The organism is Yoonia maritima, from assembly GCF_002933395.1.
GTDB classification, from domain to species: domain Bacteria; phylum Pseudomonadota; class Alphaproteobacteria; order Rhodobacterales; family Rhodobacteraceae; genus Yoonia; species Yoonia maritima_A.
On the sequence record NZ_CM009490.1, the window covers coordinates 1 to 15,042 of the forward strand.

General features: G+C 57.0%; 9 protein-coding genes and 2 pseudogenes. 7 read left to right on the top strand and 4 right to left on the bottom strand.

Translation table 11 applies throughout. The features are described 5' to 3' along the window. Positions 1 to 67: 67 nt before the first annotated feature. Positions 68 to 316, top strand: a pseudogene (locus CYQ09_RS18585) (helix-turn-helix domain-containing protein); the annotation flags it as partial. A 168-nt stretch (positions 317 to 484) separates the two neighbouring features. Here the strand turns inward: CYQ09_RS18585 and CYQ09_RS00140 are convergent. After that, the gene (locus CYQ09_RS00140) at positions 485 to 2,566 is read right to left on the bottom strand and encodes a TonB-dependent receptor (protein ID WP_106743392.1); all 2,082 of its coding nucleotides are present in this window, start codon (positions 2,564 to 2,566) and stop codon (positions 485 to 487) included. A gap of 439 nt (positions 2,567 to 3,005) precedes the next feature. On the opposite strand from CYQ09_RS00140, the gene CYQ09_RS00145 reads away from it, so the two are divergent. The 3 genes from CYQ09_RS00145 to CYQ09_RS00155 are packed head-to-tail and all read left to right on the top strand — an operon-like array spanning position 3,006 to position 5,646. After that, a complete protein-coding gene (locus CYQ09_RS00145) occupies positions 3,006 to 4,217 on the top strand; it encodes an isochorismate synthase (protein ID WP_106743393.1) in 1,212 nt (403 codons plus the stop codon). Between the two features lie 8 nt (positions 4,218 to 4,225). After that, on the top strand, positions 4,226 to 4,879 hold the full coding sequence (locus CYQ09_RS00150; RefSeq protein WP_106743394.1) for an isochorismatase family protein: 654 nt from the start codon (positions 4,226 to 4,228) through the stop codon (positions 4,877 to 4,879). Next, on the top strand, positions 4,870 to 5,646 hold the full coding sequence (locus CYQ09_RS00155; protein WP_106743395.1) for an SDR family oxidoreductase: 777 nt from the start codon (positions 4,870 to 4,872) through the stop codon (positions 5,644 to 5,646). Before CYQ09_RS00150 ends, CYQ09_RS00155 begins: the two co-directional genes overlap by 10 nt. On the opposite strand, the gene CYQ09_RS00160 is transcribed toward CYQ09_RS00155, so the two are convergent. The 3 genes and pseudogenes from CYQ09_RS00160 to CYQ09_RS00170 all read right to left on the bottom strand — a co-directional run bounded on the left by CYQ09_RS00160 (position 5,643) and on the right by CYQ09_RS00170 (position 8,171). Further along, complete coding sequence (locus tag CYQ09_RS00160; protein ID WP_106743396.1) at positions 5,643 to 6,305, bottom strand: 4'-phosphopantetheinyl transferase family protein; 663 nt, start codon at positions 6,303 to 6,305, stop codon at positions 5,643 to 5,645. The two genes, CYQ09_RS00155 and CYQ09_RS00160, sit on opposite strands and share 4 nt — an antisense overlap. After that, positions 6,298 to 6,522: pseudogene (locus CYQ09_RS00165) on the bottom strand (phosphopantetheine-binding protein); the annotation flags it as partial. The pseudogene CYQ09_RS00165 and the gene CYQ09_RS00160, both read right to left, overlap by 8 nt. A gap of 38 nt (positions 6,523 to 6,560) precedes the next feature. Then, positions 6,561 to 8,171, bottom strand: a complete 1,611-nt coding sequence (locus tag CYQ09_RS00170; protein ID WP_204353887.1) for a (2,3-dihydroxybenzoyl)adenylate synthase — start codon at positions 8,169 to 8,171, stop codon at positions 6,561 to 6,563. 200 nt (positions 8,172 to 8,371) lie between these two features. Here CYQ09_RS00170 and CYQ09_RS00175 point away from each other — a divergent pair, with 200 nt between their 5' ends. From CYQ09_RS00175 to fepB, 3 genes are read left to right on the top strand one after another with little or no spacing between them, the layout of a single operon-like run. Further along, positions 8,372 to 12,691, top strand: coding sequence for an amino acid adenylation domain-containing protein (locus tag CYQ09_RS00175; RefSeq protein WP_106743399.1), 4,320 nt, complete (start codon positions 8,372 to 8,374; stop codon positions 12,689 to 12,691). A 15-nt stretch (positions 12,692 to 12,706) separates the two neighbouring features. Next, on the top strand, positions 12,707 to 14,101 hold the full coding sequence (locus tag CYQ09_RS00180; RefSeq protein WP_106743400.1) for a condensation domain-containing protein: 1,395 nt from the start codon (positions 12,707 to 12,709) through the stop codon (positions 14,099 to 14,101). Continuing rightward, positions 14,098 to 15,042 carry a Fe2+-enterobactin ABC transporter substrate-binding protein gene (gene fepB / locus CYQ09_RS00185; RefSeq protein WP_106743401.1) on the top strand — a complete coding sequence of 315 codons (945 nt, stop codon included), beginning with the start codon at positions 14,098 to 14,100 and terminating at the stop codon, positions 15,040 to 15,042. Before CYQ09_RS00180 ends, fepB begins: the two co-directional genes overlap by 4 nt.

Consider the following 15,042-nt stretch of genomic DNA (forward strand, 5'->3'; position numbering starts at 1 on the left):
GGTGCGCGCTACCTTCAACTGCGACTCTTGTTAGAAAACAGTACGTTATCTGACGAGAGGAATCGATATGGGAACGACTTATACGCAGTTGAGTATCACAGAACGTCGCAGAATAGAACGCTGGAGACACGCAAAGGTCCCTGTTGATGAAATGGCGCGTGTGTTGAGGCGTTGTCGGTCAACGATTTTCCGTGAGTTGAAGCGCAATCATTTCAGCGATGAAACTATGCCGAAGCATGACGGCTACTACGGCGCGGCCGCCCAGTTGATGACGGCCGATCGGCGCGCGCGGGATCGCAAACGTCTGCTTTCGCCACCTGTTATCGTCGGCGGGGAGAGTCACATTCCTGAATTACACATGGGTGACATTTTAGCTTTGCTGCTACACTCACTCACAGGGTCACGTTGTTTAACCTTGCGCATACCAGTGCAGCTTTTCCGCGCCCGCGGGACTGACCGGGGCGCGGAAGGGTGTTTATTTCGATTAGAACGTTACCTGAACGCCCAACCCGATTTCGCGGGGCTGTACCATCGTTGCTTCATAGGCAGCGAGCGCACGGCCGTAGCGCATGCTAGTAACCGCATCTTCGTCGAAGACGTTGTTCACGTAACCATAGAGTTCGACGTTGTCGCGCGGAGTGTAGACGATCCGCGTATCCGCGACTGTGTAGGCCTCAATCTCGCTCGCTTCGGTGTTTTCGTCATCGGAATAGTATGAACCGGTGTAACGCAGGTTGCCGCTCAGCGTGATGTCTTCATGGACCTGCCAATCGGCACTCAGAGCAAATGTGTGGCTCGGTGCGCTTCCGAAGTTGTTACCGCTATAATCGCCTTGTGCGCTGGTAAACTCGTCCGTTTCCGTTTCCAGAAGACCAAGGCTACCCTTGATCGCCAGAACATCGCTTGGTTCAAAGTCAAAGCCAAGTTCAAGCCCGTATGAATGGGCTTCTTCGGCGTTCACGGTCACCGCTTCAAAGAACCCGTCAACCGCCTCTGATGTAACATAACGCTGCATATCATCGAATTGCGTGTAGAACAGGTTCGCCGTCAGACCGAGCCGATTATCGAGAACTTTTGTGCGGGCGAAAATCTCGTAGTCGACAGAGGTCTCTGCGTCGAATTCGACCCATTCTTGCGAAGAAAAGCCTAGTGTGACGCCGCCTGGGTTATACCCTTTTGAAACCATCGCACCGATCGTTGTGCTGTCATTCACGTCATATGCGACCGTGAGCTTAGGCAACCACGCGTCGAATGTTTCGTCATAGTCTACATCGTTCGGTGTAAATGTGCTGGACCCTGTGCGCTGAACCCGGTCGTTTTGATAGCGAAGTGAACCGCCCAGATACAACCGATCAGTCAGACGATAGTTGGCCTCGGCAAAGACACCAACACTGTCTTTTTCGTCTTCAAACTCAGAAATACCGCGCAGGTTCAGCATTTCATCACTTGTGGTATGCGACCCAAATAGCCCGACGACCCCGCTTAGCGTTTGTGTCTCATCGCCAAAGACAAGACGTATTTCGTTTGAAACGTTGTCTTGATCAATTTCAGCGCTGCCCGCAGTTTCAGGTGCAGTCGTACGGGTCGTTTGCATGGCTGAATACTGCAATTGGTTTGTCAAAGTGACGCCATTGTCGAATTCATAGCTTAAGTCGTGAACCGCAGTATCGGTGATCTGACCCCAGCTTGGGTTGCCGGTGACGATGCTTTCATAGTCGGAATAATCTTCGGTCGCGGCTTCCCACGTCGGACGGTTGCTGTCGGAATGGGCATAGGTGAATTGCGTGCTAAACTGCTGCAATTGGGAAGGTTCCCACAAAAGCTTAACCCGCGCAGTTGTAGAGCTGTGATCCTGATCCGTATCGCCCATAACGAAAGCAGGATTGGTGTAGTCGATAAAGTTTTCGCGCTGCGTGTGGTCCAATGTGAACCGTGCTGCGACATCAGGCGCAATCTGGCCAGACGCCATAAGCGCGGCACTACGCCGTCCACCGCTACCGGCCTCAAGCTTTACCGCGCCTTCGGGCGTGAATGATGGATCAGCGGTTTCAATGACCAATGCACCCGCGATGCTGTTCGCACCTTGGCTGACGGTTTGTGGACCACGGAAAAGCTCCACGCGTTCCACATCCCAAAGCGAGGTCGTCGCATAAACCAGTTCGTTATAGCTCAGGTAATGGCCGTCAACGTTCACAGCCAGACGTGGTGCGGTGCCACCAAAGAATGCAGTCGCACCCGAGTTCGGGCCTTCGCCGTTTTGGCCGCGCACGGTAGGTGTCCCGCCCTGTCCACCTTCGGCAGGAAGCGTCACGTTAGCCAAATCCCTGACGACATCGCTAACCGAGTCGGCCCCCTTGAGAGCGTCGATTTCGTCTTCTTCAACCGCCGTGACCGAAGACGCTGTACGCTGCTGACTGCGCGTCATCGTATCGCCGGTGATGTAAATGGTCCCTAGTGAATAGGCTTCTTCTGCACTGTCTTGTGCCAGCGCTGATAAAGGTGAGATTGCGCAAATCGCTACAATACTTACACCGCCGAGCAATCGCGCGGTTCGCTTCTGTTCCATTCGTTATCCCTTGCAATGGTCTGGCTGGCTTTGAATGGCTGGCAATGTTTTGTGAAATACCTGCGTGCATGCACGCTAGTCGTTGTTTGGCTAGGGTATCTTTAGAGTTCAAGAGGCAACATAATAATTGATAAAAATAGTCGGAATGTGACCATTTTCACACCACACTCTCAAGTTGCGATTGGGAATTGTTAATTACCTGACTGTTATAGTAAATTATATCTTGAAGCCCCCTAACCAGTCTGGCATTGTTCAACTAGGCAGCGATGCCCCTAAGGGGGCCATTCTGATTGCGTCGCTATGGCGCGGATCGAATGAAGTAGCAAACCCACACATAAATTCGCAGCCGAGCACGCATCGCGCGATCGGCATTTCCGTGAACAGGGCGCGCAATGCATGCACTCACCTACGAACTTGCGCGCAATACTGAGGCAGTTACATGACTTTGCCATTCCAAAATGCGCGTTCAACCAAAGGGACGCCCGCCATTCCAGATCAGCCATTCGCGTTTCGCAATAGTGACGGTGTGATTTGTGCCGCCGGTCCTGCACAGCCGATCGCCCGCGGCGATGATCAAACCCTTAGCGACCGCGTCGGATCTTTCTTTAATGGGGCAGATGACGGTGCCTTGTTGGGTGGCGCGCTACCCTTTCATAAGTCCGAATTCGACTATCTATGGCAGGTGGATCACGCCGATAAACGTTGGCCAGGTGATCAACCGAAAGCAAATATTCAATCACTGCCCGCGACAGTATCCCGCCCCCGTTCCCAGCCCTCACCCCAGACCTATATGCAAAGCGTCTCGCAAGCGCTTGATATTATGCGCGCTGAAGAACAGCTACCGCAGGGATTGAACAAGGTCGTCTTAGCCCGCACGCTTATGCTTGAGCACGCGCAAGATATCGGGATCGCTGATGTCTTGGCCAAACTATCCGAAGATCCGTCTGTCACCGCGTTTCAAGTCGCCTTGCCGAACGCCGCAAATGATACAGCGCCGCGTCACCTTGTTGGGGCCACGCCAGAGCTGCTGATCCGTAAAAACGGCACCGCCATTCTTTCGCATCCCTTGGCTGGTTCGGCGCGTCGCCAAGATGATGCCGCCGCAGATGCCGCTGCTGCGGAAGGTCTGAAAAATTCGGTCAAAGACCAACATGAACATGCATTGGTCGTTGAATATATCCTTGATACGCTGGCGCCTTATTGTGTTGAATTGGGTGCGCCCGACGGAACGACGCTAACGACGACACGTTCGATGTGGCACCTTGGCACAATGATCAAAGGCGTCTTGAAAGACCCCGATACACCGGCGGTCGTCTTGACATCAAAGCTGCACCCGACACCTGCCGTTTGCGGGATGCCTTGCCAACGTGCGGCCAATCTTATTCGCGAACTTGAACCTGTGCCCCGTGATTTTTATGCGGGCGCTGTGGGCTGGTGTGATCGATATGGTGATGGCGCATGGTATCTGGCGATCCGTTGCGCTGAATTATGCGGTACACAAGCGCGGCTATACGCGGGCGCAGGAATTGTACTGGGTTCAGAACCGCAGCTAGAGGCGGCTGAAACAGGCGCCAAATTCGGTGCGCTTCTTGCTGCACTGGGATTACCACGCGACGCTGCACTACAAGAACTTAATCGACCCCAAGGATAAACGACCCAATGGCCATTCCCGGAATTCCTTCTTACCCGTTGCCCACGACAGACACGTTACCAACTGCACGCGCACCGTGGGTATTCGCACCCGACCGCGCGGCGTTGTTGATCCACGACATGCAACGGTATTTTTGTGCGCCCTTTGTACAGGATGCAGCACCGCTTCCGATCATAATCCGTAACATCTCTGCGCTGGCCCAAGCAGCCCGCGCTTGCAACATCCCCGTGTTTTACACCGCGCAAGAGGGCAACCAACTGCGCGCTGATCGCGGCTTGCAGGCGGACCTTTGGGGCCCGGGCATGTCGACACGCGACGAACATCAGCAGATCGTGCCGGAACTGACCCCGGGCGACGAAGACATCGTTCTTGTCAAACATCGCTACAGTGCGTTTCAGCGGTCGAACCTTGAAACCTTGATGCGTGCACGCGGTCGTGACCAACTGCTGATCACTGGGATTTACGCCCACATCGGCTGCCTCGCGACCGCAGCCGAGGCATTTCAACGCGATATCCAACCGATTGCGATTGCTGATGCGCAGGCAGATTTTGACGCCCCACGTCATGAAATGGCGATGAACTGGGTGGCGGGTTGCTGTGGCGGCGTGGTTTCAACCCAAGATGTGCTGGCCAACATGCCAAAGGTCGCCGCATGCGCCTAACCGGATTTGAAGGACGCAGCGCTTTGGTCACAGGCGCTGCGGGTGGCATTGGGCTTAAGGCGGTTGCGCTACTCCAAGCCGCAGGCGCAAAGGTCGTCGCCACCGATACCGAAGCCGCAATCAACGCAGTACCCACAGATCAACGCGCGCAAGCGGTCGATTGGCTGCCCTGCGATCTGCGCGACCCACAGGCCGTTGCCCAAATGGTCGCCCAAGCCGAAGCGGCCGTGGGTCCGATCAGCCTTGGCCTGCATACCGCAGGTGTCTTGGGTATGGGGCCTTTGCTGGAAACCAGCCGCGAGGAATGGCAACGCGTCCAAGACATCAACCTAAATGGCAGTTTTCATGTCATGCAGAATTTGGGCAAGCGTCTGATCACGCAATCCAATGCCGCCTTGGTGGTGGTTAGTTCCAACGCCGCAGGCATTCCCCGCATGAACATGGGGGCCTATTGCGCGTCAAAGGCGGCGCTGACCATGCTAACACGGTGCCTTGGGCTTGAACTGGCGGAACACGGCGTGCGCTGTAACGTAATTGCGCCCGGATCAACGCTGACCCCAATGCAAACGGGCATGTGGGAAGACGACGAAGGCCCCAAGCGGGTGTTGGCAGGTGATCTGGAGAACTATCGCACTGGCATTCCGCTGGGCAAACTCGCCACCCCTGACGATATCGCCAAGGCCGCGATGTTCCTGCTGTCCGAAGAAGCAGGCCATATCACAATGGCTGATCTGTATATCGACGGCGGGGCAACATTGCGTGCTTAGGCGGGCAATGCGACTGCCGTTAACACCCCTGCCCTGCATGGGATGAGCAATGGTTTGATCATGCGGCCCGCTGGCCAATCTGGCGTAAGGTCGCATGTCAACCGCAGGTGCGGCGCGCCTTTCGGATCCGCGCACATCTCTGCCGCGTCGAAATCAAAACGGCGGTTGATCAAGGGGCTAAGCGCCTTGAACAGGCTTTCCTTGGCCGAAAATATCAGCGTGACCCACAAAGGATCAGCGCCAAACGTGACGCGTTCGCGCTGGGTCAATGCGACCGGGGCGATCTCTTGGGCGATTTGGATGTTTAAATGTTGTTCGATATCAACGCCAAGACCACACCAATTGGCGGCATTCCCAACCATTGCGACCGAACGGTCCGCGCAATGGCTGATGGAACCGCGCAACCCTTGGGGCCAATCCGGCGCACCATCCGGCCCACGCCCAGCAAAGCACGGCAATCCTGTCAGACCTTTGCCCGCCGCCGCCGCTGCCAAACGCCCGGCATCATGTTGCGCGGCGCGGCGGTGGCGCCCACCCCCCGATTGTGGGGCGGACGTATAGTCGGCTGATCGCATCTCGATCCGGCACGCGGGCAAAGCCACACGCAACTGCTCAAGACCGACCTGCCAATCATTCTGCGCTGACTGCGCCTTAGCCATTCTTCCGCGCGTCGATCAACGCGGACCACGCATTCAGCGTTGGGTCTTTGGCAAGGTCTTCAAAGCTCACGGTAATTCCCCGCTCTTTCAGCTCTGCCGCCAATTTCATAACGCGCAAGGAATCCAGCCCATAGTAAATCAGGCTTTCCGCCGGATCGATGGGGCCTTCGTCTTCGATCAGCTTTGATACGCGCGTTTCCAACCAATCGAAATCGGTCGCCTCAGTCGTTGTTACAGTCACGTTCGTGTCCTTCGTCATTGAGTTTCTAGAATTGTGTCGCGCAAAACGCGTTTGTTGATCTTGCCAACAGCCGTCAAAGGCATGGTTTCAAAAAAGATAAAGCGGTCGGGCAGTTTGTATTCCGCAACGCCCAACCCCATCAGATGGCGGCGTAATTCAACCGGGCGCACAGGATTTCTGGTCACCAAAACGGCGCACCCTCGTTCGCCAAGCCGCGCGTCAGGCTGGGCAATCAATGCGGCCTCAAGCACCTCTGGATGGCGCAGCAGCAGACCTTCGACCTCTTCTGCGGCGATCTTTTCGCCACCACGATTGATCTGGTCCTTCACCCGGCCAACCACACGCAAATACCCGTCCGCATCACGCTGCACGAGGTCACCACTGAAATAGAAACCTTCGGCATCAAAAGCGGATTTGTTATGTTCGGGGCTGCGGAAATAACCACGGAACGTATATGGCCCGCGCACCCACAACTGGCCGGGTTCACCAACCGCGCAATCATAGCCGTCAGCGTTACGCACGCGCACTTCGTCATCTTCCGAAATCGGGCAGCCCTGCGTGGTAAAGATGCGTTCTTCGGGGTCATCAAAGCGGGTGTAGTTCACCAGCCCCTCGGCCATGCCAAAGACCTGCTGCAACTGACATCCCAACAATTCCGGCACCTGACGCGCCAGCGCTTCGGCAAAGCTCGCTCCGCCAACCTGAAGCAACTCTAGGCTTGCTGGGGCTGACTTGCCTTCGCGCACGGCCTCTAGCCACAGACCAACCGCAGATGGCACCAATGCCGCCACCGTGACGCCATGCTGTTCCATGATATCAAAACACAGGCTTGGGTCTGGATTGTCAGCCATCACAACCGTACCGCCCGCAAAAAACACACCAAGCGCACCCGGCGAGCTCATCACATAGTTATGCGGCGCGGGCAGCGCACATAGGAACCGGGTTTGCGGGGTCAGCGCGCATATTTCGGCACTGGCACGCACAGAATAATCATAGTCGTTATGCGTGCGCGGGATCAGCTTTGGCGTGCCGGTACTGCCCCCCGAAAGCTGGTAAAACGCAACGCTACCGGGATCGAGTTCGGGCAATTCGGCGGCTTCAGCGACGTCTGGCGCCATCCATTGCTGTAAATCAGCCCTCGGATCGGCATCATCAAGATAAAGACAAAGCGTCAGCCCCTTTGAAATCTCGCGCAGTTCCGCATCAAAGGCGTCATCCTTGAACAAGGCATGTCCCTGCGACCCGATGAACAATGTCGGCTGCAGTTGTTCCACATAGGACCGCAACTCAAGCGCCCGGTGATTAAACAGCGCGTTCACAGGCATGATGCCCGCCTTCAAAAGCGCAAAGAACGTGATGTAGAATTCCGCGCAGTTCGGCAATTGAACCACTGCGCGTTCACCGGGCTTCAGACCATGGGCCAATAGCCGAACGGCAAGCGCTGACGACATTTGATCAAGATCGGCATAGCTGATCGCCCGCGCACCGCACTGAATCGCGCAGCCATTCGGCTGCGTCTTTGACTGGGAAACCAGCCCATGTGTTATTGGCTTATCAATCCAATACCCTTTTTTCCGGTAAAGTTGCGCGAGGCTTTCTGGCCAAGGGGTGAAATCAGTCATCACATATCCGGTTTTTTCGAAGCGGCCCGTGCCCGCCCCAAGTTTTCTTTTCGCCCAAATTCAACGCCTTGACCCGCAAAAGTCAAAAAACAGCAACAATTTCATGGATATATGAAGTGATGTGTAAGGCGTGCGAATTCCACAGGTTGACGTACCCTAATACTTGAGTATTTATGTCTGGAATTGTCAACGGGTGATTGCAGATGTATGAACTAACAGCCATGCAGGCCGCCTGCTGGGTCAATGGACACGCCAAAGGCGAGCACACGGTTGGACCTTCGGCGCATCTTTATGTCGAACTGGACAGTGCTGATAATCAGCCCGCTTTGGACCACGAACGGCTGTGTACCGCTGTCTCTGCGCTGATTGCGCGGCATCCGCAATTACGGCTTGCAGTCGATGCACAGGGACATCCCAGCATCGCCGCACCATCTGCACTGCATCGCCTACATTACAACAGTCTACGTGGGCTTGATCCTTTGGGATGTGAAACGGTCCTAGCCCGCATTCGCGATGAAAAAACGCACCAGCGGCTTGCCTTGGCAAACGGCGAAGCCTGCGAATTCACGCTCACCCAACTGCCCGAAGGGCGTCATCGACTGCATATTGATATCGATATGGTCGCCGCCGATCCGTCGTGTTTTCCCTATCTCATGTCCGAACTTGCGCAACTGTACGAGGCCGGGCCAGACGCCCTGCCCGATGATGCTGGGGATTTCGCGGCGTACCTGCAGGCCCGGCGCAATGACCCTGCACGCGTTGAAAAAGACGCCGCCGCGCGTGATTATTGGACGGTCAAGATTCCGACGCTACCGCAAGAACCCAATCTCCCTACCCCCCGTATTTCGCCGCGTGATCGTGGCACCAACACAACCCGGCTGGCAGCCACGCTTAGCCCCGAACAATCCGCCGATTTCATGACTTTGGCCCGCGCGTTGCGGGTGACACCATCGGCGCTGGCGCTTGCTGTATTCAGCCAAGAACTTGCCAAAGCCTGCGCGCAACCTGCGCTGCGATTGACCGTTCCGATGTTCCACCGCGCCGACTGTGCCACGACAGTTGGTGATTTCGCCGATTTCACCTTGCTGGGGGTCAAAAACACAGGCGCAGATCTGGGGGTTCTGGCGCATAATGTGCAAACTGACCTGATCCAAGCCGTGACACACGCCGCCCGCCCCGGCCCGCAGCTGATGCGCGATCTCGCGCGTCACTTGGGCAATGTGCCGAATGCACCCGTTGTGTTTACCGCTGGCTTTGACCACGAACTTGGGTCGATCCTGCCCGAAAACGCGTCCAAGACGCTTGGCGACCTTGTCTGGAGCGTTTCACAAGGCCCCGGCGTGGCGCTGGACGCACAGATTGCAAAGCTGGGCGATCAGATCCTAATCAACTGGGATATCCGGCTGGATCTTGTTGACCAAGAATGGATCGAACAGCTGTTCAACGGCTTTGTTGCCCGGCTTCGCACGCTGCTGGCAGAAAACGAAACGGCAGCAAACAGTCAGCCACTGTCGCAATTGCAGCGCGCCTATATCATGGGCCGCGATATGGCGCTGCCGCTGGGTGGTGTCGCCATGCAAGAGGTCCGTTTGTTCCGCGGCACGCTTGATGTGCCACAGCTACGGACCCGGCTTGATGCGCTTTGCGCGGCCTATCCAGCACTACGCGCACGCGTGAACGCAACCGATCTGCGGCTAACCTATCTGACGCAAGTACAGTCACCCATTGAGGTGCGCGATCTTAGCGCCGATCAAACCGCAGCAGCACAGCTTGACGCGTTTTGGGATGAATTCGCACAAACCCCCTGCCCGCTTGATGGCGCGTTGTGGCAGGTTTGTACGATACAAATGCCCGAAGGCGAACAAGATGCCGTCGCCGTCAAGTTCGACGCCATCGCACTAGACGGCCCCGCAATCGCGCAAATCTGCACAGAGATGTTCGGGCACGAACCACTCGTACCACAGAACCCATCAAAGACATCTGCCGCGCCCGCGCCCCAACAACGCGCCGACGCCGCATATTGGGCCAAGGCGCTGCAATCCGTCGAAACCGCGCCGCGCCTGCCTTGGCGCACGCCGCTGCATCAGATTGAAACCTCGCGCTATCGCCGTAGCACCCGCCAAATCGACGCCACCCAAAAACGCCAACTGCGCCGCGCTGGGGCAAAGGATAAGCTGTTTTTGAATAGCTTGCTTAGCTTTGTGGTGCTGGACGTTTTGGCCCGTTTCACCCCAGACATGCGGCTTTGCGTCGGCTTGCCAACCGCGCCCGCGCTTGAACAAACGGGGCTAGGCAATCGGTCATCCTTTATTGCCGTGGACCATGACGCGCGTATTGGCACGCCACTGGAACGGGCCGCTGCGCTTCAAACCCAAACGATGGAAGGGCTGTCGCATATGGGGTTCGCTGGCGTCGATATCGCGCGCCACCTACTGTCGCAAACCCAAGAACCGCTTGCCTTGCCGGTTGTGTTAACCAACGGGCTGAACTGGACAATGCCAAGTGGCCAGATGCAAGAGGTCGCCGGCCAAACGCAAACGCCGCAAGTCGCACTAGATATCAGATTGATGAACGCGCCGGATGGTGGGATCGAAATCGCCGCCGACTATGCGCAAAGCGCGCTAAACGCCGATACGATCAACACCATGCTTGATGCGATCACAGCCACACTTGTCGAAATTTGTGACCAAGACACACTCTGCCTGCCTTTGGTACCAGCCAATCAGCCGGATCAACAGCCGGATATTCCCGACCCTGTCGCACACCTACCCAAAATCGCCGCGCATCTGCGTACCGGACAAGGCACTGCACTGATCCAAGGCGAAACACAGCTGAGCTATGCAGACCTGCATACGCGCGTCAAAGCAATCCTTGGCGGATTTGCCGAACGCGGGGTTCATGCGGGTTCTGTACTCGCCATCCATTTGCCACGCGGCATTGACCATATTGCGCTCCAACTCGCAGCATCGCTTGCCGGGGTGATCTGGGTGCCGCTTGATGCATCGGCCCCCACCGAACGCCGGGATTATCAGCTTGCCCGCTGTGCGCCGACGCTTGTTGTTTCAAACCACGATATCGCAGATTGGCCCTGCGTCCGGCCCGCCGATCTGGCGGCACCGGGCGGCGCTTTGCCATCAGACACTGTGCTTGCTGAACGCAGCTTGACCCGCGAACCCAGCTATTACCTGTTCACATCGGGCACCACCGGAGCACCGAAATGCGTCGTGCTAAACAACCGCGCGACGGCCAATGTGTTGGAACAGTCGCTGAATGAATGGAAAATCGGGGCAAGTGACGTTCTGATGTCGGCCACCCCGCTGCATCACGACATGTCACTATTTGATATCTTTGGCGCGCTTAGCGCGGGCGCCACACTTGCCATGCCAGACATCGGCCAAGACAAAGACGCGATGGAATGGGCGCAGATCGTGGCCCGTCATAAGGTAACGATCTGGGTGTCAGTCCCGGCCATCCTTGAGATGCTGTTGGATAGCGCACGCCCCAAACAGCTGCGTTCCTTGCGGCTGATCGCGCAGGGCGGTGATTATATTAAGCCCGCACAAATTGCCCGCCTGCGTGAACTGCGCCCGGATGCACGGCTGTTTTCGTTGGGTGGCCCGACAGAAACGACGATCTGGAGCATCTGGTACGAAATCGGGTCTGAAACCGGGGCCGTGCCATATGGCCGGGGCCTAAAGGGCGCTGAATACCTGATCTGCAACCCCGAGGGCGAGCTTTGTCCAACTGGCGTTGTCGGGCGCATCCACACAGCGGGTGATTGCCTGTCGCTTGGGTATCTTGATGACGGCAAGCTAGTATCGACAGATTTCGTGACCCTGCCCGACGAAAATGGCATCCAACGACGGGCCTTCCGTACAGGTGATTTGGGCCAATGGACGCCCGAAGGGACCATCCTGTTTGCTGGACGTGTCGGCGGCTATGTCAAAGTCCGCGGCGTCCGTGTGTCGCTTGGTGAAATCGAAACGGTGCTGGGCGATCACCCTGCCCTGCGCCAAGCGATGGTCGTTGATATCGCCTCCGCCGATGGCCGCGAAACAACGATCGCGGCACTTTGTGTCGGACACGATGACGCCCAGACGAACCCCGCCGAATTACGGACCTACATGCGTGACAGGCTTCCGCAATCGCATCTGCCTGATCGATTTATGTTGGTTCCAGCTTTGCCGCTTTCCGCGAATGGAAAAATTGATAGGGCGGCCGCGCGGCGTTTGGCGAACGAACGCCCGACAGCCCCGGCCGCACCAAAAGTGGCCGATCCGGATCAGGACCTCGTGAACCAAGTGCTCGGGATCTATCTTGAACACTTAGGGCCGCATGAAAACGCGACCGCAGACAGTACCTTGCTTAGCCTTGGCCTGCTGCCGTACCACCTCGCGGGTATCGCGACCGCAATGAATAAACGTTTTGGAAGCAAGCTTAGCCCAGCACAATTGCTTGGGGCACGCACAGCACGGCAAGCCGCCGCGCTGATCGTTCGTCAGCCAGCAATCTCTGCGACTTAAGGCGAAGGAAACCAAATGTCTGCCCACCCCCCCGCCGCGCCCTGGCTTGATTTGACGCTTGCCCAGTTTGATTTCTGGGAAGAATTCCGGCTGCACCCAGATCGCCCGCTTTCAACGGTGGCCCACTGCACCATCATCGAAGGCCCAGTAGACGAGGCCGCGTTGATCGGCGCATTGAAACAGCTTGCGCAGGAAACCGACGTTCTCGCGCTACGTTTTCGCGATGGACCAGACGGGCCGCGCCAACAAATTGATCCCGCACGCATACCAACGGTGCATTATCACGACCTGACATCTGAAACCGACCCCGAAGCAGCCGGGCGTGAAATGATGGAAGCCGACATCGCCAAACCGATTGATCTGGAACGTGATCAGATTTCCGCGCTTTGGTTGTTGAAACTTAGCGGCACACGCTGGCTTTGGTACCTTCGTGGTCATCACATCATGCTTGATGGCTACGGCGTTTCGCTGATCGAACGGCGCGCTGCTGCGCTTTATGCGCAGGCGCTTGGGCATCCGGCCGATTTAGGTGCCTTTCAGCCGTTCCCGCGTTACCTCGAAGAAGAAACCGCCTATCGCGCAAGCGCCCACCATACCCGCGACCAAGACCGCTGGACGCAGACGCTTGCCGATGGTCCTGACCTGACTGTATTGGAAAAGGACGAAGAAGACTACGGCTGCTCGCCACTTAGTGCGGCCCCCGAACTGCCGCCAACATTGCCCGCCCTGCTAAGGCAGACCGCCGAAAACAACGATATGGGTTGGCCTGATCTGCTTACGCTTCTTAGCGCGGCATGGGTGACACGCGACCTATCCGCCGAAGGTCCGGGCCTGCCCGTTTGGCTACCGTATATGAGCAGGTTCGGCAGCGTCAGCGCAGAAATCCCAGCCCTCGTTGTGAATATTTTGCCGCTGATCGTCACAAACGTCGCTGATGAAACGCTGGGTGACTACCTTGGCCGGATGGGCAAAGTGCTGCGCAAACTGCGCCGCCATGGGCGGTATCGGGTGGAACAGCTTGCCGCTGACCGTGGCCTGAAAGAAGGGCAGCGGTTCTTCTTTTCGCCGTTAATCAACGTCATTCCATTTGATCCGCCCCAATTCATCGGCTGCACGGCAGAACGCGAAGTGCTGGCCGCTGGTCCGGGTGACGGGTTTAACCTCACGTGGGGCGGTGCATCGAATGCGGATGGTCTGGGATTGTGGATTGATGCCGATCCCGCATCACAGGCGCAATTCACCGCCAGCACCATTGATCTTGTGCCGTTTATTATCCGGGCCTGTGCGGATGGCGCATTTGATATGCCGCTTGCAGAACTACTCCAACACGCGGCACCGGCCCTGCCCATCGCCGCGCAAAACAAATCAACACCAATCAGGCCCATCGCTGGCCGTTTAGAGGGCGCATGAAACGTCGTTCATTCATAATCAACAGCGCATGTGCCGCAGGCGCATTTATATTGCCGACCACTGTTCAGGCAAACTCCGGTTGGCCGCGCACAGTTACAAATGCCGACGGCAGCGAAACGACCCTTCAGGCGCAGCCGAAACGGATACTTTCAACCTCGGTCACGCTATCAGGCAGTTTACTGGCCATCGACGCGCCGCTTGTCGCCAGCGCCACAACGGTGCGCGGAGACTATTTTGGGCAATGGCAAGATATCGCAAAAGAACGCGGCGTTGAAAAACTGTGGCGTGCAGGTGCCGTCGACCTCGAAGCCGTCTGGGCCTTTGCACCTGACCTTATCGTTGTGTCCGCCAGCGGCGCGGATTCCGCCCTAGCACAACGTGCAGCGCTTGAAGAAGTCGCACCCGTTCTGGTGCTAGATTACGGCGCAATCGGCTGGGAAGATTTGGCAGGGCAGCTTGGCCAAGCCATCGGTCACGAGGCAGAGGCCGACGCGCTTCTCAGTCTATTCGCCACCGAACTGCAAACCACCCGCGCGCAGCTTCAGCTCCCCCAAGGGCTGACAAATATCATCAGCTATAACGGCCCCGGTGCACCCAACCCGATTGCCACAGCAGGCGGCGTACACGGGCGGTTGCTGAACGCGCTTGGGTTCCAGCTCGAAGATCCGCCGCGCAGCTGGCAAAGCGCCAATACTCCGCCCGCCGCCGATTTCATCCGCGCAGCCTATGAACATCTGACAGAACTGACCGCGCAGACCACATTTGTTTTGGCAGGCACGGATGAGGACGCGCAGCGGTTGCTGGATGATCCAATCCTAAACAACCTGCCGTCGGTGCAGCTGGGCCAAGTTTACGGGCTTGGTCGCCATTCCTTCAGGGTCGACTATTACAGCGCCACGGAAATCGTCGCCGGTATCGCACAACGCTTTGGCCGGGCCTAA

Bases quoted from the DNA above. Each gene is read 5' to 3' on its own strand.
- CYQ09_RS00145 (WP_106743393.1), top strand. From the start codon at position 3,006: ATGACTTTGCCATTCCAAAATGCGCGTTCAACCAAAGGGACGCCCGCC.
- CYQ09_RS00160 (WP_106743396.1), bottom strand. From the start codon at position 6,305: ATGGCTAAGGCGCAGTCAGCGCAGAATGATTGGCAGGTCGGTCTTGAG.
- fepB (WP_106743401.1), top strand. From the start codon at position 14,098: ATGAAACGTCGTTCATTCATAATCAACAGCGCATGTGCCGCAGGCGCA.
- CYQ09_RS00175 (WP_106743399.1), top strand. From the start codon at position 8,372: ATGTATGAACTAACAGCCATGCAGGCCGCCTGCTGGGTCAATGGACAC.
- CYQ09_RS00180 (WP_106743400.1), top strand. From the start codon at position 12,707: ATGTCTGCCCACCCCCCCGCCGCGCCCTGGCTTGATTTGACGCTTGCC.
- CYQ09_RS00155 (WP_106743395.1), top strand. From the start codon at position 4,870: ATGCGCCTAACCGGATTTGAAGGACGCAGCGCTTTGGTCACAGGCGCT.
- CYQ09_RS00150 (WP_106743394.1), top strand. From the start codon at position 4,226: ATGGCCATTCCCGGAATTCCTTCTTACCCGTTGCCCACGACAGACACG.
- CYQ09_RS00140 (WP_106743392.1), bottom strand. From the start codon at position 2,566: ATGGAACAGAAGCGAACCGCGCGATTGCTCGGCGGTGTAAGTATTGTA.